The 17,289-nt window shown below is 58.4% G+C and carries 13 protein-coding genes and 3 tRNA genes; 2 read left to right on the forward strand and 14 right to left on the reverse strand.

What is annotated here, in order from left to right:
• Nucleotides 1-201: 201 nt before the first annotated feature.
• From EC919_RS22820 to EC919_RS22855, 8 genes are all read right to left on the reverse strand, one after another.
• Complete coding sequence (locus EC919_RS22820) at nt 202-474, reverse strand: HU family DNA-binding protein (RefSeq protein ID WP_003183171.1); 273 nt, start codon at nt 472-474, stop codon at nt 202-204.
• A 135-nt stretch (nt 475-609) separates the two neighbouring features.
• A complete protein-coding gene (gene lon, locus EC919_RS22825; protein ID WP_133776577.1) occupies nt 610-3,006 on the reverse strand; it encodes an endopeptidase La in 2,397 nt (798 codons plus the stop codon).
• Between the two features lie 197 nt (nt 3,007-3,203).
• Complete coding sequence (gene clpX, locus EC919_RS22830) at nt 3,204-4,487, reverse strand: ATP-dependent Clp protease ATP-binding subunit ClpX (RefSeq protein WP_037013640.1); 1,284 nt, start codon at nt 4,485-4,487, stop codon at nt 3,204-3,206.
• Nucleotides 4,488-4,602: 115 nt separating this feature from the next.
• Nucleotides 4,603-5,244, reverse strand: a complete 642-nt coding sequence (gene clpP, locus EC919_RS22835; RefSeq protein ID WP_133776578.1) for an ATP-dependent Clp endopeptidase proteolytic subunit ClpP — start codon at nt 5,242-5,244, stop codon at nt 4,603-4,605.
• Nucleotides 5,245-5,335: 91 nt separating this feature from the next.
• The gene (gene tig, locus EC919_RS22840; RefSeq protein WP_133776579.1) at nt 5,336-6,646 is read right to left on the reverse strand and encodes a trigger factor; all 1,311 of its coding nucleotides are present in this window, start codon (nt 6,644-6,646) and stop codon (nt 5,336-5,338) included.
• Nucleotides 6,647-7,019: 373 nt separating this feature from the next.
• Nucleotides 7,020-7,104: transfer RNA gene (locus EC919_RS22845), tRNA-Leu, on the reverse strand.
• Nucleotides 7,105-7,161: 57 nt separating this feature from the next.
• Nucleotides 7,162-7,237, reverse strand: a tRNA-His gene (locus tag EC919_RS22850).
• A 60-nt stretch (nt 7,238-7,297) separates the two neighbouring features.
• A tRNA-Arg gene (locus EC919_RS22855) sits at nt 7,298-7,374 on the reverse strand.
• 310 nt (nt 7,375-7,684) lie between these two features.
• Here EC919_RS22855 and folD point away from each other — a divergent pair.
• A complete protein-coding gene (folD, locus tag EC919_RS22860) occupies nt 7,685-8,539 on the forward strand; it encodes a bifunctional methylenetetrahydrofolate dehydrogenase/methenyltetrahydrofolate cyclohydrolase FolD (protein ID WP_133776580.1) in 855 nt (284 codons plus the stop codon).
• A gap of 106 nt (nt 8,540-8,645) precedes the next feature.
• Here the strand turns inward: folD and EC919_RS22865 are convergent, their stop codons facing one another.
• The 6 genes from EC919_RS22865 to EC919_RS22890 all read right to left on the reverse strand — a co-directional run bounded on the left by EC919_RS22865 (nt 8,646) and on the right by EC919_RS22890 (nt 14,802).
• Nucleotides 8,646-10,451 (reverse strand): ABC transporter substrate-binding protein, encoded by a 1,806-nt coding sequence (locus tag EC919_RS22865; RefSeq protein ID WP_133776581.1) that lies wholly within the window; start codon nt 10,449-10,451, stop codon nt 8,646-8,648.
• Nucleotides 10,452-10,606: 155 nt separating this feature from the next.
• On the reverse strand, nt 10,607-10,879 hold the full coding sequence (locus EC919_RS22870; RefSeq protein ID WP_037013651.1) for a DUF2160 domain-containing protein: 273 nt from the start codon (nt 10,877-10,879) through the stop codon (nt 10,607-10,609).
• An 11-nt stretch (nt 10,880-10,890) separates the two neighbouring features.
• A complete protein-coding gene (locus tag EC919_RS22875; RefSeq protein ID WP_133776596.1) occupies nt 10,891-11,691 on the reverse strand; it encodes a carbohydrate ABC transporter permease in 801 nt (266 codons plus the stop codon).
• Nucleotides 11,692-11,718: 27 nt separating this feature from the next.
• Nucleotides 11,719-12,585, reverse strand: a complete 867-nt coding sequence (locus EC919_RS22880) for a carbohydrate ABC transporter permease (RefSeq protein WP_133776582.1) — start codon at nt 12,583-12,585, stop codon at nt 11,719-11,721.
• Entirely contained in the window at nt 12,578-13,708 is a 1,131-nt protein-coding gene (locus EC919_RS22885) for an ABC transporter ATP-binding protein (RefSeq protein WP_133776583.1), read from the reverse strand. The genes EC919_RS22880 and EC919_RS22885 overlap by 8 nt, the downstream gene beginning before the upstream one ends.
• A complete protein-coding gene (locus tag EC919_RS22890) occupies nt 13,708-14,802 on the reverse strand; it encodes an ABC transporter ATP-binding protein (protein WP_133776584.1) in 1,095 nt (364 codons plus the stop codon). The genes EC919_RS22885 and EC919_RS22890 overlap by 1 nt, the downstream gene beginning before the upstream one ends.
• A gap of 355 nt (nt 14,803-15,157) precedes the next feature.
• On the opposite strand from EC919_RS22890, the gene EC919_RS22895 reads away from it, so the two are divergent.
• A complete protein-coding gene (locus EC919_RS22895) occupies nt 15,158-17,017 on the forward strand; it encodes a sigma-54-dependent Fis family transcriptional regulator (RefSeq protein ID WP_133776585.1) in 1,860 nt (619 codons plus the stop codon).
• The last annotated feature ends 272 nt before the right edge of the window (nt 17,018-17,289 follow it).

Genomic DNA, 17,289 nt, shown 5'->3' on the forward strand with positions numbered 1-17,289 from the left:
TGCACACGGTAACGCGGAGCGTGGGTTGAATCCGGATAGAAGAAAGGCGCATCCGAGGATGCGCCTTCTCGTAACTTGCAAAGCGGACGGGGTTCGATGTGCGTTCCCCGAGTGACAGTCCAGCGCTTGATCAACCGCACTTGCCGCTTCACGCCCCGAACAGAAACAACGCTGTCCCGGGCGGGCAAAGTAAAAAGAAACTCAGTTAACGGCTTCTTTCAGCGCTTTACCGGCTTTGAAGCCAGGTTTCTTGGCCGCTGGAATTTCCAGGGTTTTACCGGTCTGAGGGTTACGGCCGGTACGGGCAGGACGATCAGTGACGGAGAAAGTGCCGAAGCCTACCAGTACTACAGAGTCGCCAGCCTTGAGAGCGCCAGTGACGGATTCGATTACAGCGTCCAGCGCACGGCCAGCAGCAGCTTTCGGGATGTCAGCGGATGCGGCGATGGCATCAATCAGTTCCGACTTGTTCACTCTAAGTCCCCTTATATATTTGAGTATTTCTAAGTTTTTTTTGGTGAAACCAAACGAACACGAGCGGCCTGAACAGGCTTGAAGAGCCGCTTTATAGCAAGGGCTCCAAAAACCTGTCAAGGAAGGCCTCCCAGACTAATGCGTGCTGATCCTTCCCTTGGCGTCAGACTCGCGCTTTTCATCCTTGGCAACCATCTCGGGAGCCACATCCGGCAAGGGCTCCGGCGCGTATTGCAGCGCAATTTGGAGGACCTCGTCAATCCATTTAACCGGTTTGATTTGCAGGTCCGCCTTGATGTTGTCCGGGATCTCCTTCAGATCGCGAACGTTCTCTTCGGGGATGATCACTGTCTTGATGCCACCACGGTGAGCAGCCAGCAATTTCTCCTTGAGACCGCCGATTGCCAGCACCTGTCCACGCAAAGTGATTTCACCCGTCATGGCCACGTCCGCGCGGACCGGAATCCCCGTCAGTGCCGACACCAGCGCCGTGCACATGCCCACGCCTGCGCTTGGGCCGTCTTTCGGCGTCGCACCTTCCGGCATATGGATGTGCGTGTCGCGCTTCTCGTGGAAGTCCAGAGGAATGCCCAGGCTCTTGGCACGGCTGCGGACCACTGTCAGCGCGGCCGTGATCGATTCGACCATGACATCGCCCAGCGAACCGGTCTTGATCAATTGACCCTTGCCCGGAACAACCGCTGCTTCGATGGTCAGCAGCTCGCCGCCGACCTGAGTCCAGGCCAGACCGGTCACCTGACCGACCTGATCCTGCTGCTCAGCCAGGCCATAACGGAATTTGCGCACGCCGAGGAAGTTCTCGAGCATATCCGCGGTCACGACCACTGAAAAACGCTTCTCGTGTGCGTGTTCCTTGACCGCCTTGCGGCAGACCTTGGCGATCTGACGCTCAAGGCTACGCACGCCCGCTTCACGGGTGTAGTAGCGGATGATGTCGCGTATCGCCTCGACTTCGAACTCGATCTCGCCTTTCTTCAAGCCGTTGGCAGCGATCTGCTTGGGGGAGAGGTACTTGGTCGCGATGTTGATCTTCTCGTCTTCGGTGTAGCCGGGCAGGCGGATCACTTCCATACGGTCAAGGAGCGCCGGCGGAATGTTCATCGAGTTGGCGGTGCACAGGAACATCACGTCGGAGAGGTCGTAATCGACTTCCAGGTAATGGTCGTTGAAGTTGTGGTTCTGCTCGGGATCCAGCACTTCCAGCAACGCCGAAGCCGGGTCACCGCGCATGTCGCTGCCCATCTTGTCGATTTCATCGAGCAGGAACAGCGGATTGCGCACGCCAACCTTGGTCATTTTCTGGATCAGGCGACCTGGCATCGAACCGATGTAGGTACGACGGTGCCCACGAATTTCAGCTTCATCGCGTACACCGCCCAGGGCCATACGGACGAATTTGCGGTTGGTGGCGTGGGCGATCGACTCGGCCAGCGAGGTTTTACCCACGCCAGGAGGACCGACCAGGCACAACACCGGACCACGAATCTTCTTCACGCGCTTTTGAACGGCGAGGTATTCGAGGATCCGCTCTTTGACTTCGTCCAGACCGTAGTGGTCGGCGTCGAGGATGTCTTCGGCGCGGGCGAGGTCCAGACGCACTTTGCTCTGGGCCTTCCACGGCACCTGGACCAGCCAGTCAATGTAGGAGCGAACGACGGTGGCCTCGGCGGACATCGGCGACATCTGCTTGAGCTTGTTCAGCTCGGCGGTGGCTTTGGTCATCGCGTCTTTGGGCAGGCCGGCGGCATCGATGCGCTTTTTCAGCTCTTCGATTTCGTTGTGGCCTTCCTCGCTGTCGCCGAGCTCTTTCTGAATGGCCTTCATCTGCTCATTCAGGTAGTACTCGCGCTGACTGCGCTCCATCTGCTTTTTCACGCGACCGCGGATGCGCTTCTCGACCTGCAGGAGGTCAATTTCGGCATCCAGCAACGCCAGCACGTGTTCAACACGCGCCGACAGGTCAATGATCTCGAGGATTTCCTGCTTCTGCTCGATCTTCAGCGCCATGTGGGCAGCCATGGTGTCGACCAGACGCCCCGGCTCATCGATGCTGTTAAGGGAGGAAAGCACCTCCGCCGGGACTTTTTTGCCCAGCTGTACGTACTGTTCGAACTGAGCCAGCAGGCTACGGACGAAGACTTCGGATTCACGATCCGGCGCATCGACTTCATCGATCAGCGCCACTTCGGCGCGGCAGTGGCCGTCGACCTCAATGAAGCGCTCGACCGAGCCACGCTGCTCGCCCTCGACCAGAACCTTTACGGTACCGTCCGGCAGCTTCAGCAGCTGCAGCACGGTGGCCACGGTGCCAACGTTGTACAGCGCTTCTTCACCGGGATCGTCGTCGGCCGGGTTTCGTTGCGCCAGCAGCAAGATCTGCTTGTCGCCGGTCATTGCCGCTTCAAGGGCCTCGATCGACTTCTCGCGCCCCACGAACAGCGGGATAACCATATGCGGGTAAACCACAACATCGCGCAGTGGCAAGAGAGGCAGTTCAATGGTCGTCTTCATGATTTCGCCTCTACGGCGGCCTTCAGGCCATGGACAGATATAAATAAGCTGAAAATCAAGATGGGGGTTGAACCTTAAAAAAACAAGCGTCGCTTTGAGTTAAAGCAAAAGCTGAAACGCAGACCCGGCTTGAGGGAAACGCGAAAAGGGCCCGAGGGCCCTTTTCGTTTCCAGTCGCCCGGTGCGTTGCCAGCAGGCTACGCGTCGGGTGCCGCCTTGGCAGGTGGCTCGCTGTTTTCGTAAATCAACAGCGGCTTGGAGGTGCCCTCGATCACGCTTTCATCGATCACCACCTTGCTCACGTCGGACTGCGACGGGATCTCGTACATGGTGTCGAGCAGAACGCCCTCGAGGATGGAGCGCAGACCGCGAGCACCGGTCTTGCGCTCAAGCGCACGACGGGCAACCGATTTCAACGCATCCGGACGGAACTCGAGGTCCACGCCTTCCATCTCGAACAACTTGCCGTATTGCTTGGTGAGCGCGTTCTTCGGCTCGGTCAGAATCTGCATCAGCGCAGCTTCGTCCAACTCGTCCAGCGTCGCCAGAACAGGCAGACGACCCACGAACTCCGGGATCAGACCGAACTTGACCAGATCGTCAGGCTCGACTTCACGCAGGGATTCGCCGACCTTCTTGCCCTCTTCCTTGCTGCGCACTTCGGCGTTGAAGCCGATGCCGCCTTTGGTGGAGCGATTCTGGATGACCTTTTCCAGGCCAGAGAACGCACCGCCACAGATGAAGAGGATGTTACGCGTGTCCACCTGCAGGAATTCCTGCTGTGGGTGCTTGCGACCACCTTGAGGCGGGACGGAAGCCACGGTGCCTTCAATCAGCTTCAGCAAGGCCTGCTGCACGCCTTCGCCCGACACGTCACGGGTGATGGAAGGGTTGTCGGACTTGCGCGAAATCTTGTCGATTTCGTCGATGTAGACAATACCCATCTGGGCCTTCTCGACATCGTAATCGCACTTCTGCAACAGCTTTTGAATGATGTTCTCGACGTCCTCACCCACATAACCGGCTTCGGTCAGGGTGGTGGCGTCGGCGATAGTGAACGGAACGTTGAGCAAACGAGCGAGCGTTTCGGCCAGCAGGGTCTTGCCGGAGCCCGTCGGGCCGATCAGCAGGATGTTGCTCTTGCCCAGTTCAACGTCGTCGTTTTTCTTGTCGCGCTGATTCAGTCGCTTGTAGTGGTTGTACACCGCTACTGCGAGAACCTTTTTGGCACGTTCCTGACCAATGACGTACTGGTCAAGGATGCCGCTGATTTCTTTAGGCGATGGCAGTTTATGCGCGCTGCTCTCGGCCTGTGCTTCCTGCACCTCCTCGCGGATGATGTCATTGCACAGGTCGACGCACTCGTCACAAACAAATACCGAGGGGCCGGCAATCAACTTGCGCACTTCATGCTGGCTTTTGCCACAGAAGGAGCAATAAAGCAGTTTGCCGTTGTCCTCGCCGTTGCGGGTGTCAGTCATTCGATCGATCCAATCCGGTAGGCTTGCAACACAAGATGAAGGCAATTGCTCGATTTTTCAAGTCCGCAGGCGGCACGGAAGTACCGACCGCCCGGGATCATTGCCCTTCACACAGTCAATTGGTCATTTGACGCCGGTCGATGACCGAGTCCACCAGACCGTATTCAGCAGCGCGTTCTGCGCTCATGAAATTGTCTCGGTTGGTGTCGCGTTCGATCGCTTCCAGCGTCTGGCCGGTGTGGTGCGCCAGCAGTTCGTTCAGACGTTGACGGATGAACAGAATTTCCCGGGCGTGAATGTCGATGTCCGACGCCTGGCCCTGAAAACCGCCCAACGGCTGGTGAATCATGACGCGAGAGTTCGGCAGTGCGAAACGCTTGCCCTTGGCACCACCGGCCAACAGGAAAGCGCCCATGCTGCAGGCCTGGCCCATGACGGTCGTGGAAACGTCCGGCTTGATGAACTGCATGGTGTCGTAGATCGCCATGCCTGCAGTCACCGAACCGCCTGGGGAGTTGATGTAAAGATGGATGTCCTTGTCCGGGTTTTCCGCTTCAAGGAACAGCAGCTGCGCCGAGATGAGGTTGGCCATGTAGTCTTCAACCGGACCGACCAGGAAGATGACGCGTTCCTTGAGCAGGCGGGAGTAGATGTCATAGGCGCGCTCGCCACGGGCGGACTGCTCGATAACCATCGGGACCAGGCCGCCAGCGGCCTGGATGTCAGAGTTCTGCTGAATATAAGAATTGCGGGACATGTCTCGCATTCACTCCCAAATAGTCATGTCTTGAATACGCATAAGCCAGCGCGAAGGCTGGCTTATGGTGTTTTCGAACGAGAGAAGGAAATCAGTCGGCTTGTGGAGCTTCAACCGGCTTGACTGCCTCTTCGTACGAGACCGCTTTGTCGGTCACGCTCGCTTTCTGCAAAACAGTATCCACAACTTGTTCTTCCAGCACAACCGAACGAACTTCGTTCATTTGCTGTTCGTTCTTGTAGTACCACGCCACAACCTGCTCTGGCTCCTGGTAGGCGGAAGCCATTTCCTGAATCAGCTCGCGAACGCGGGTGTCGTCAGGCTTGAGGTCGAATTGCTTGACGACTTCAGCCACGATCAGACCCAGTTCAACGCGGCGCTTGGCCTGCTCTTCGAACAGCTCTGCCGGCAGTTGGTCAGGCTTGATGTTGCCGCCGAACTGCTGAACAGCCTGAACGCGCAGACGGTTGACTTCGTTTTCCAGCAGCGCTTTAGGCACTTCGATCGGGTTGGCGGCCAGCAGACCGTCCATTACCTGATTCTTGACCTTGGACTTGATGGCCTGACGCAGCTCGCGCTCCATGTTCTTGCGAACTTCGGTGCGGAAGCCTTCGATGTTGGTTTCCTTGATGCCGAACTGCTTGAAAAACGTTTCGTTCAGCTCAGGCAGGGTCGGTGCCGACACAGTGTTGACGGTGACGGTGAACTCGGCGGTTTTGCCAGCCAGTTCCAGATTCTGGTAATCCTCTGGGAAAGTCAGGTTCAGAACGCGCTCTTCGCCGGCTTTGGCGCCAACCAGACCGTCTTCGAAACCCGGGATCATGCGACCCGAACCCAACACCAGCTGAGTACCGGTGGCCGAACCGCCAGCGAACGCTTCACCGTCGATTTTACCGACGAAGTCGATGTTCAGCTGGTCTTCGTTTTGCGCAGCGCGGTCAGCAACTTCAAAGCTGACGTTCTGCTTGCGCAGGATTTCCAGCATGTTGTCCAGATCGGAATCAGCGACGTCAGCCGACAGACGCTCGACGGAAATGGACTCGAAACCGGCAACGGTGAATTCAGGGAATACTTCGAACGTAGCGATGTACTCGAGGTCCTTGCCCTTTTCGAAGGTTTTAGGCTCGACGGAAGGTGCGCCAGCCGGGTTCAGCTTTTGCTCGACGACTGCTTCGTAGAAGGTCGCCTGGATCAGATCGCCTAATGCTTCTTGACGAGCACCGTCTTCGTAACGCTGGCGGATCACGCTCATAGGCACTTTGCCTGGGCGGAAGCCCGGGATCTTGGCTTTACGTGCGGTCTGCTGCAGACGCTTGTTGACTTCAGACTCGATGCGCTCAGCGGGCACGCCAATGGTCATGCGGCGCTCGAGAGCGGAAGTGTTTTCAACAGAAACTTGCATTGATATTCCTCGTTGCACAGACGTTAGCCGGCCGTTTCCGACCCCAGAATCAAGGGCAAGCATTCTAGTGGGTCAAACTCAAGAAGTCACCCTACTGAACAAGGGTAAATTAGGTAGCATGCAGCCCGGGAATCGCAGATGAATGTTTCAGCCTGCGGGAGGTGTCTGGAACGCACCTGATACGCCCCTGTATAAAGGAAGCAAAAGGACGACCGAAACATGATCCAGTCCCTGGAAGCACACCGAACGAGCCCTGTGTCATGGACCCATCAAGCTCGCACCGCGTTAAAACGCAGCACGTTGAAACAAAAAAAGCCGCACAAGGCGGCTTTCTTTCATCCCTCAACACCCGAAGTGTTGCGAGACTTTTAACTGGTGCGGACGGAGAGACTCGAACTCTCACACCTTGCGGCGCTGGAACCTAAATCCAGTGTGTCTACCAATTCCACCACATCCGCGTTTTGAAGCGCTTAAAGCAAAGGCGCCAGATTATGAATCTGGCGCCTTTTCGAATATGGGGTGGACGAAGGGGATCGAACCCTCGACAACGGGAGTCACAATCCCGTGCTCTACCAACTGAGCTACGCCCACCATATCGCGTTGTAACCGACGCATTCAAATTGAATGCTACTTGTGCCAAAGCTGCCTAAATGGCGCACCCGGCAGGACTCGAACCTGCGACCATCCGCTTAGAAGGCGGATGCTCTATCCAGCTGAGCTACGGGCACTTATTTCATTTGCCTTCGTGAGACTGCAAATTAAGAGCTTTCAATCACGCTGAGCAGATCTTAACTCTACCTGACTTATTCAACCTTTCGACCTGATTTGCCGCTTCCGGCTAATCCTGTGTGGGGTTGTGCCCGACAAGTGCGACGAATCTTATAGACGGCCCAAAAGGTCGTCAACACTTTTTTCAAAAAAATTCAGTTAATTAAAGGGGTTAGCTTATTAAGCGGACCAACCGTCTTTGCCCTTGCGTCAGGTCATGCGAGAATGCGCGCTCTTTTTCCCTCCCCCTCCGATGGTTAATCACGCGTAATGACTGCAAAACTAATAGACGGCAAAGCGATCGCAGCCAACCTGCGCCAGCAGATCGCTCAACGAGTCGCCCAGCGTCGCGAGCAAGGCCTGCGCACGCCCGGCCTCGCGGTGATTCTGGTCGGCAGCGACCCCGCCTCTCAGGTTTACGTCTCGCACAAACGCAAAGACTGCGAAGAGGTCGGCTTCATCTCCCAGGCCTATGACCTGCCCAGTGAAACCACCCAGACCGAACTGACCGATCTGATCGATCGCCTCAACGACGACCCGGCCATCGACGGCATCCTGCTGCAACTGCCGCTGCCGGAGCATCTGGAATCCTCCAGTCTGCTGGAGCGCATCCGTCCGGATAAAGACGTCGACGGCTTCCACCCCTACAACGTGGGTCGCCTGGCCCAGCGCATTCCACTGCTGCGCCCGTGCACCCCCAAGGGCATCATGACCCTGCTGGAAAGCACCGGTGTCGATCTGTACGGCAAGGACGCGGTCGTGGTGGGTGCGTCCAACATCGTCGGTCGTCCGATGGCGATGGAGCTGCTGCTGGCCGGCTGCACCGTGACCGTGACCCATCGCTTCACCCAGGATCTGGCCGGACACGTCGGTCGTGCCGATCTGGTGGTCGTGGCGGCGGGCAAGCCGGGTCTGGTCAAGGGCGAGTGGATCAAGGAAGGCGCCATCGTCATCGACGTCGGCATCAACCGTCAGGATGACGGCAAGCTGGTAGGCGATGTGGTGTACGAAACCGCCCTGCCCCGCGCCGGCTGGATCACGCCGGTGCCAGGCGGCGTCGGCCCCATGACCCGCGCCTGCCTGCTGGAAAACACGCTGTATGCCGCAGAGACACTGCACGGCTGATAATTCAGGCCGGTGCATAACGCCAGCCGGCTCATCAAAACGCGAACAAGAAAAACGGCACCCGAGGGTGCCGTTTTTTTATGCGCCGAACATAGAAGCGTGCAGGTTACTTCTTCCCGGCTTCCCAGCTCTTCAAGAGGTCCGAGTAAGCGATGGTTTCGCCCTTCGGTTTCTCGTTGGCCAGTTTGCGTTGCGGCGCAAGGAAGGCACCGTTGCTCTTCTCGGCTTTGGTGTACCACTCTTCAGCCGTGGTTTCCGGGTTCATCTTAGGCGCGCAACCACTTGGTTCCTGAACCTTGGAGCGCTCGATGCGGGTCATGATTGCATCCTGATCCTTGGCCAGACCGTCGAGGGCCGCCTGTGCCGACTTCTCGCCGGTCACAGCTTCAGCCACGTGACTCCACCACAACTGAGCCAGCTTCGGATAATCCGGGACGTTGGTGCCGGTTGGCGACCATTGCACACGGGCCGGGCTGCGATAAAACTCGACCAGACCACCGAGTTTCGGCGCCAGGGCGGTCATCTCTTTGGAGTTGATGTCCGATTCGCGGATCGGCGTCAGGCCCACGATGGTTTTCTTCAGCGAGACAGACTTCGACGTCACGAACTGCGCGTAGAGCCAGGCGGCCAGGCGCTTCTTCTCTTCGGTGGACTTGAGGAAGGTCCAGGAGCCTACGTCCTGATAACCCAGCTTCATGCCTTCTTTCCAGTACGGACCTTTTGGCGATGGCGCCATCCGCCATTTCGGCGTGCCGTCGGCGTTCATGACTGGCAGACCTGGCTTGGTCATGTCAGCGGTGAAAGCGGTGTACCAGAAGATCTGCTGAGCGACGTTACCCTGGGACGGCACCGGCCCGGACTCGGAGAACGTCATGCCTGCCGCTTCAGGTGGTGCGTAAGCCTTGAGCCAGTCGATGTATTTCTGAGTGGCGAACACTGCGGCCGGGCCGTTGGTGTCGCCGCCGCGGGTGATGCTCGAACCGACCGGGTGGCAGTCTTCTACACGGATGCCCCACTCATCGACCGGCAAGCCGTTCGGCAAGCCTTTATCGCCGCTGCCAGCCATGGAGAACCAGGCATCGGTGAAGCGCCAGCCCAGGGACGGGTCTTTCTTGCCGTAGTCCATGTGGCCGTAGACTTTCTTGCCGTCAAGTTCCTTGACGTCTTCGCTGAAGAACTTGGCGATGTCTTCATAAGCGGACCAGTTCACCGGAACGCCCAGCTCGTAGCCGTATTTGGCCTTGAATTTTTCTTTCAGATCAGGACGGTCAAACCAGTCGGCGCGGAACCAGTACAGGTTGGCGAACTGTTGGTCAGGCAGTTGATACAGTTTGGCCGGCGTGACGACTTTGCCTGATGCGTCTTTGACTTCAGGCGACGTGGTGAATGAGGTGCCGATGAAGTCTTTGATGTCGAGCGTCGGAGAAGTGACTTTCGAACCTTCCGGGCTGGCCATCAGGTCGGTCAGAGACATCGCCTTGCCGTAGCGGAAGTGCGTACCGATCAGGTCGGAGTCGTTGACCCAGCCGTCATAGATACTCTGGTTAGACTGCATGGCAGTCTGCAGCTTCTCGATCACGTCGCCTTCCTGCAGCAGGTCATGAGTGACCTTGATGCCGGTGATTTCGGTGAACGCCTTGGCCAGGGTTTTGGATTCGTATTCATGGGTGGTCAAGGTTTCGGAAACCACCTTGATGTCCATGCCGCGGAACGGCTCGGCCGCCTTGATGAACCACTCCAGCTCCTTGAGCTGATCGGCATCAGACAGCGTGGTCGGCTTGAACTCGCTGGAGGCCCACTTCTTGGCGGCATCCTCGTACTGATCGGCCCATGCCGAAACGCTCAAGCCACTGAGCATTACCATCGTCGCTACCGTCACACTATGTCGCAGCTTGTTTTTCTTATTGAACATAGACACCTCTTGTGTTGATTCTTATGTGATCCAACCTGTTCGCATCTTGCTCTGCAGGAGCGCGCTTGCCCGCGAATACGGTCAGCCTGTACAGGACGAATCGCCTGACACACCGCCTTCGGGCGAGCGCACCTACAGCTACATGTCGCTTTTCTTCAACCCCAACGCATCACCACCAACAACCAGACCAGGGAAAGCCCCGAGGCCACCCAGATATTCCAGCTCGTCGCGCCGATGACCAGCAGGTGCAGGTAGGCGCTTCCGAGCAGGCCGATGAACAGACGATCGCCGCGTGTGGTGGCGATCGGGAGAAAACCGCGACGTTCAATACTCGCCGAACGCAATTCCCAGGCCGTCATCGCCACCAGAATCGCAGCGATGGACGCAAAGAAAATAGCAGTTGGCAGGGTCCAGGACATCCACTCCATTTTTCGACTCCTCAGACACGACCAAGGGCGAAGCCCTTGACCACGTGATTACGAACGAACCAGATAACCAGCATGCCCGGCAGAATGGTCAACACCCCCGCCGCTGCCAGCACCCCCCAATCGATCCCCGATGCCGAAACGGTACGGGTCATGACCGCCGCGATCGGCTTGGCGTTGACCGAGGTCAGCGTGCGCGCCAGCAGCAGTTCGACCCAGGAGAACATGAAGCAAAAGAACGCCGTGACACCGATGCCCGAGCCAATCAGCGGGATGAAAATCTTGCCGAAGAACTTGGGAAAGCTGTAGCCATCGATGTAGGCGGTTTCGTCAATCTCCTTGGGCACCCCGGACATGAAGCCTTCCAGGATCCACACCGCCAGCGGCACGTTGAACAGGCAGTGCGCCAACGCTACCGCAATGTGCGTGTCGAACAGGCCGATGGACGAGTACAGCTGGAAGAACGGCAGCAGGAAAACCGCAGGCGGCGCCATCCGGTTGGTCAGGAGCCAGAAGAACAGGTGCTTGTCGCCGAGGAAACGATAGCGGGAAAACGCATAGGCCGCAGGCAATGCGACGCTCAGCGATATGACCATATTCAGGCAGACGTAGTACAGCGAGTTGATATAGCCGCTGTACCAGCTTTCGTCGGTGAAGATCACCTTGTAGTTCGCCAGCGTGAAGTCCTGTGGGAACAGGGTCAGGCCACCGAGGATTTCGGTGTTGGTCTTGAACGACATGTTGACCAGCCAGTAGATCGGGATCAGCAGAAACAGCAGGTAGATCCACAGCGGTATGAGCTTTTTGAACGACACTTTCTCGCGCTTGTTCATGGGCGCTCCTCAGTTCTTTTCGCTGTGGGTCATCGCGGTGTAGAACACCCACGACACCAACAGAATGATCAGGAAATACACCAGCGAGAACGCCGCCGCAGGGCCCAGGTCGAACTGGCCGAGCGCCATGGTCGTCAGGGTCTGGCTGAGGAAGGTCGTCGAGTTGCCCGGACCGCCACCGGTGAGCACGAACGGCTCGGTGTAGATCATGAAGCTGTCCATGAAGCGCAGCATCACGGCGATCAGCAGCACGCTCTTCATCTTCGGCAGCTGGATGTGTCGAAACACGGCCCAGTTGGAAGCCCGATCAATCCGCGCCGCCTGGTAGTACACGTCCGGAATGGCGCGCAGACCCGAGTAGCACAGCAACGCCACCAGCGAGGTCCAGTGCCAGACGTCGATGACCAGCACGGTCACCCAGGCGTCCGACGCGTTGGCCGCGTAGTTGTAGCTGATGCCCAGCACATCGTTGAGGATCCAGCCCAGCAGGCCGATGTCGCCACGGCCGAAGATCTGCCAGATGGTGCCGACCACGTTGAAGGGGATCAGCAGCGGAATGGTCATGACGATCAGGCATAGCGACGACCAGCGTCCCTTGGTCGGCATGGTCAGGGCGATGCCGATGCCCAGCGGGATTTCGATCAGCAGCACGCAGGCGGAGTAGATGAACTGGCGCAGCAGCGAATCATGCAGGCGCGGGTCCTGCAGCACTTGCCGGAACCAGTCGGCGCCGACGAAGTAACGGCTGGACTGGTCGAAGATGTCCTGCACCGAATAGTTGACCACGGTCATCATCGGAATGATGGCGCTGAATGCCACCAGCAGGAACACCGGCAGCACCAGCCACCAGGCCTTGTTGTTTTGCACCTTAGTCATGGGACACCTCGCTGGCCGGCAGTGTGTGGGTGGCGGCCTCCAGCAGAAATTCATCGGCGTAGAGCATCAGCCATTGCGCCGGGAAACTGATCCAGGCCTGGCCCTGGGGCACCGGCTTGTCTTCCTGCACGCGCACTTTCAACAGCTGGCCTGCCAGTTTCAGGGTGAGGATCTTGTAGGTCCCCAGGTCCTCGACGTAGGTCACTTCGGCTTGCATGGCGTCATCGACAGGGGCGTCCCAGACGTGCACGAACTCGGGACGAATCCCGACCTTCAACGTGCTCCACTGAGTGGCCGCGAGGCGCTGCTGCAAGGCTTCGGACAACGGCAGATGAATGCCGCCAAAGCCCACGCCGCCGGCTTCAGGCTTGACCTCGATGAGGTTCATGCCGGGGCTGCCGATGAAGTAGCCGACGAAGGTGTGGTGCGGTTTTTCGAACAGCTCGCGGGGCGTGCCGAACTGGACGATCTGGCCGCCGTACATCACCGCGATCTTGTCGGCGAAGGTGGAGGCCTCCAGCTGATCGTGGGTGACGTAGACCATGGTGATGTTGAACTGCTCGTGAATCTGCTTGAGCTTGCGGCGCAGCTTCCACTTCAGATGCGGGTCGATCACGGTCAGCGGTTCGTCGAACAGGATCGCCGACACGTCATCACGAACCAGCCCGCGGCCCATGGAGACTTTCTGTTTTTCGTCAGCGGTGAGGCCTTTGGCTTTCTTCTTCAGCAACGGCTGCAGATCCAGCACGTCGGCGATTTCCTGCACCTTGATCTTCACTTTCGCTTCCGGCATGCCCTGATTGCGCAGCGGGAAGGCGAGGTTGTCGTACACCGTCATGGTGTCGTAGACCACCGGGAACTGGAAAACCTGAGCGATGTTGCGCTCTTCCGGCGACATGTCGTTGACCACGGTGGTGTCGAACAGGACCTTGCCCTCAGACGGGCTGAGCAGGCCGGAGATGATATTGAGCAGGGTCGATTTGCCGCAGCCGGACGGGCCGAGCAAGGCATACGCGCCGCCCTGCTCCCAGATGTGAGTCATTTCGCGGATCGCATAGTCTTCAGGGCCGGTCGGATTGGCGCTGTAACTGTGCGCGAGTTGTTGCAAGCGGATCTCGGCCATCAGGCAACCCTCGCCATACGCAGGCCCGGCGCCTGAATCAGGCCGCCCTGCTGATCGAATACGAACAGTTTGTGAGTCGGTATGTACACGCGAATCGGCGTGTCCACGTCGTACTCGTGGACGCCCGGCAAATGCAGCACCAGCGAGAAATGCTCGTTGCGCACGTGCAGGAAAGTCTCGGAACCGCTGATCTCGGCGAGCTCGACGGTCACCGCCAGTTCAAGGTCGTCGTCGTTGGACGGCACCAGACTCAGATGACTTGGGCGAACACCAAAGCGGTATTCGCCGTCGCCGATGGTGCGCAGGTCAACGTTCAGCGGGAAGTGCACGAAGTTGGCGAAGCTCACTTCGTTGCCTTCGATACGGCCGGGCATCAGGTTGATCGGCGGCTCGGAGAACAGCTCGGCGGCCAGCACGGTTTTCGGCTGGTGGTACACCTCGGGCGTACGGCCGCTCTGGATCACGCGGCCTTCGTGCAGAATCGTGGTGGTCCCGCCCAGGGCCAGCGCTTCGTTCGGCTCGGTGGTGGCGTAGATGGCGATGGTATTGCGCGTTTCGAACAACTGGCGCATCTCCTGACGCAGCTCTTCGCGCAGCTTGTAGTCGAGGTTGACCAGCGGCTCATCGAACAGAATCAGTTCGGCGTCCTTGACCAGCGCCCGCGCCATGGCCGTGCGCTGCTGCTGGCCGCCGGACAATTCGAGGGGATAACGGCTGAGGAATTTTTCGATGCGCAGCATTTTCGCGGTTTCGCGAACGCGGCGGTCGATTTCGTCCTTCGACATCTTGGCCTGGCGCAGTGGCGAGGCGATGTTGTCGTAGACGGTCATGCTCGGATAGTTGATGAACTGCTGATAAACCATGGAGACATTGCGATGACGCACCGCGACCTGGGTGACATCTTTGCCATTCATCAGTACCCGGCCGCTGTCTGGCTTGTCCAGACCGGCCATCAAGCGCATCAGGCTGGTTTTGCCTGATAAGGTGCGCCCCAGCAATACATTGAATGAGCCGGGTTCAAAGCTCAGCGAAGCATCATCGATCCAGATCTGACCGTCGACGGCGCGGCTGACGTGCTCAAGCGTGAGAGACATGGCGTGCCCTTTTTATTTGTTTTGTTCGGGGTGTTGCGTGTTTGCCTTGTGGCAGGTCGTGACATCCGTTGACCGATTGTGCTGACCGATTGTTGGATAGCGACAATCGTGCCAACCGGCTTGCTCAGCATCTTTCTGGCTGTAATACGCGGACTAGAGCGGTTGCGACAATTTGCCGCACAAGGCGGCATTCGTTGATGAACATAAATGAACAGGAAAGGCTGAACACCTGAACAAAATGAACATTGACTTTGAACAATCCTGAACAACAATGGGTGGACGTTTTCGAGCAGGGATGCTCTGCCTAGCGGCATCTCGACAACAATAAATAAAAGTACTCGGACGGAGCCATTTCATGGCCACAGCAGGCGTATCCCCCAGCCACGACACCATCATTCAGGACTCGTGGGCCCGTTGCCGCGAGTTCGGCCTCGACCACCAGTCACGTCCGTCCTTCGGTCGCCTGCCCGATCATCAGGTGTCGCAACTGCTCGAGCGCCATCATTCATTGGTGCAGACCACCCATCAGCAGGTGCTGCCCTTCTATGAGGACATCCTCAGCAATTCCAACTGCCTGATCCTGCTCGCCGATCAGCAGGGCCAGGTCCTCAATTCCTGGGGCAACAAGCGCTTCGTCGAACCGGATCAACAGCCCGGTTTCGTCGCCGGGGCCAGCTGGCTGGAACAAGGGGCAGGCACTAACGCCATCGGTACGGCGCTGGCCTGTGAACAGGCTGTTCACATTGAACACGATGAACACTTTCTCAAGGCCAACCGTTTCATGACCGGTTCGGCGGCACCGATTTTCGATGCGTCGCGGCGGATGATCGCGGTGCTCGATGTGTCCAGCGACAGCTTCCTGCCGCCCTCCCACACCCTTGGGATGGTCAAGATGATGAGCCAGACCATCGAAAACCGGCTGATCCTTGACCAGTTCCAGCACAGTCACTTCCAACTGGTGTTCAACACCGGCCTGAACAACCTCGACAGCCAGTGGGCCGGCCTGCTGGTGTTCGATGAAAGCGGCCGGGTGCTCTGCGCCAACCGCCGTGCCGACAACCTGCTGGGCGTCAGCCTGCTCAACGCCAATATTGAAAATCTGTTCAAGGCGCCGATCGCCGACCTGCTTGATCAAACGGAAGGCCAGCCCTTCCCGCTTCAAGCCTCTGGTCACAATCGTTTTCATTGCGTGCTGAAGCGGCCGAAAGCACCGGTGCTCAAGCTCAGAACGGTGCCGGTCCAGGTGCAGGTGCCGATTCCATCCCGGTCAATGGTGGTCGGCGCCATCGAACCCGGCATGGGCGACGAGCGGGTCGAGAAAGCCGCGCGTCAGGGGCAGCGACTGCTGGAGAAAAACGTTCCGCTGTTGATCCTCGGCGAGACGGGTGTGGGCAAGGAAGTGTTCGTCAAGGCCCTGCACCGCGCCAGCTCCCGGGCTGATCAGCCGATGATTGCCGTGAACTGCGCGGCGATCCCGTCGGAGCTGGTCGAGGCGGAACTGTTTGGCTATGAAAAAGGCGCGTTCACCGGCGCTCACCATAAAGGCAGCATCGGGCTGATCCGCAAGGCCGACAAAGGCACGCTGTTTCTCGACGAGATCGGCGACATGCCGCTGCCGGTTCAGGCGCGTCTGCTGCGGGTGTTGCAGGAACGATGCGTGCAGCCGGTGGGCAGCAGCGAGTTGTATCCGGTGGACATCCGGGTGATTTCCGCGACCCATTGTTCATTGCGCGAGCATGTGCAGAACGGACGCTTTCGTCAGGATTTGTACTACCGCATCAGTGGCCTGAACCTGGAGTTGCCGCCGTTGCGGGATCGTAGCGATAAACCCGCGCTGGTCCGAGCGATCTGGGAGCAGCACCGCGAACCGCAGCAGACAGCGGGTTTTGAGCCACAGGTGATGGAGCTGTTCGAACGGCACCCGTGGCCGGGCAATTTGCGGCAGTTGAGCAATGTGATTCAGGTGGCGTTGGCACTGGCCGACGATCAACCGATTTCCACCGAGCATCTGCCGGAAGACTTTTTCGCCGATCTGGCGATGGGCTGCGAAACCGTCGAGCCTGAAACAGTGCTCAACCGCAAAGCCGCGCTGGACACGCCGGAAGAGCTGAGTGAGTTGTTGCAGGCGGCGGGCGGGAACATCTCGCAGCTGGCGAAGCGGCTGGGGGTGAGCCGGAATACGCTGTACAAGCGGCTGCGGGAACAGGGGTTTTAGCCTGAGCCCGGCCCGAAACGCCCTGTAGGAGCCGGCTTGCTGGCGAAAACGGTGGGTCAGTAGATCTCTCCATGGCTGATTCACCGCATTCGCCAGCAAGCCGGCTCCTACAGTTTCAACATCCGATCGTCCGTGCGCTTGGCGTCAACCGTGACGCGGAGCGTCAGCGGATGCATTCCCACGCAGAGCGTCACTAGTGTCCGGGGAAAGTCCAGAGGGGGAGCTTGCTCCCCCTCTCTGACCGCATCCATACGGCATAATCAGTCTTTTCC

This window comes from Pseudomonas graminis (assembly GCF_004364335.1).
GTDB lineage: Bacteria > Pseudomonadota > Gammaproteobacteria > Pseudomonadales > Pseudomonadaceae > Aquipseudomonas > Aquipseudomonas graminis_D.

Coding starts and splice junctions, on each gene's coding strand:
- lon (WP_133776577.1), bottom strand. CDS start 3,006: ATGAAGACGACCATTGAACTGCCTCTCTTGCCACTGCGCGATGTTGTG.
- clpX (WP_037013640.1), bottom strand. CDS start 4,487: ATGACTGACACCCGCAACGGCGAGGACAACGGCAAACTGCTTTATTGC.
- EC919_RS22895 (WP_133776585.1), top strand. CDS start 15,158: ATGGCCACAGCAGGCGTATCCCCCAGCCACGACACCATCATTCAGGAC.
- EC919_RS22870 (WP_037013651.1), bottom strand. CDS start 10,879: ATGGAGTGGATGTCCTGGACCCTGCCAACTGCTATTTTCTTTGCGTCC.
- EC919_RS22890 (WP_133776584.1), bottom strand. CDS start 14,802: ATGTCTCTCACGCTTGAGCACGTCAGCCGCGCCGTCGACGGTCAGATC.
- tig (WP_133776579.1), bottom strand. CDS start 6,646: ATGCAAGTTTCTGTTGAAAACACTTCCGCTCTCGAGCGCCGCATGACC.
- EC919_RS22880 (WP_133776582.1), bottom strand. CDS start 12,585: ATGACTAAGGTGCAAAACAACAAGGCCTGGTGGCTGGTGCTGCCGGTG.
- EC919_RS22865 (WP_133776581.1), bottom strand. CDS start 10,451: ATGTTCAATAAGAAAAACAAGCTGCGACATAGTGTGACGGTAGCGACG.
- clpP (WP_133776578.1), bottom strand. CDS start 5,244: ATGTCCCGCAATTCTTATATTCAGCAGAACTCTGACATCCAGGCCGCT.
- folD (WP_133776580.1), top strand. CDS start 7,685: ATGACTGCAAAACTAATAGACGGCAAAGCGATCGCAGCCAACCTGCGC.
- EC919_RS22885 (WP_133776583.1), bottom strand. CDS start 13,708: ATGGCCGAGATCCGCTTGCAACAACTCGCGCACAGTTACAGCGCCAAT.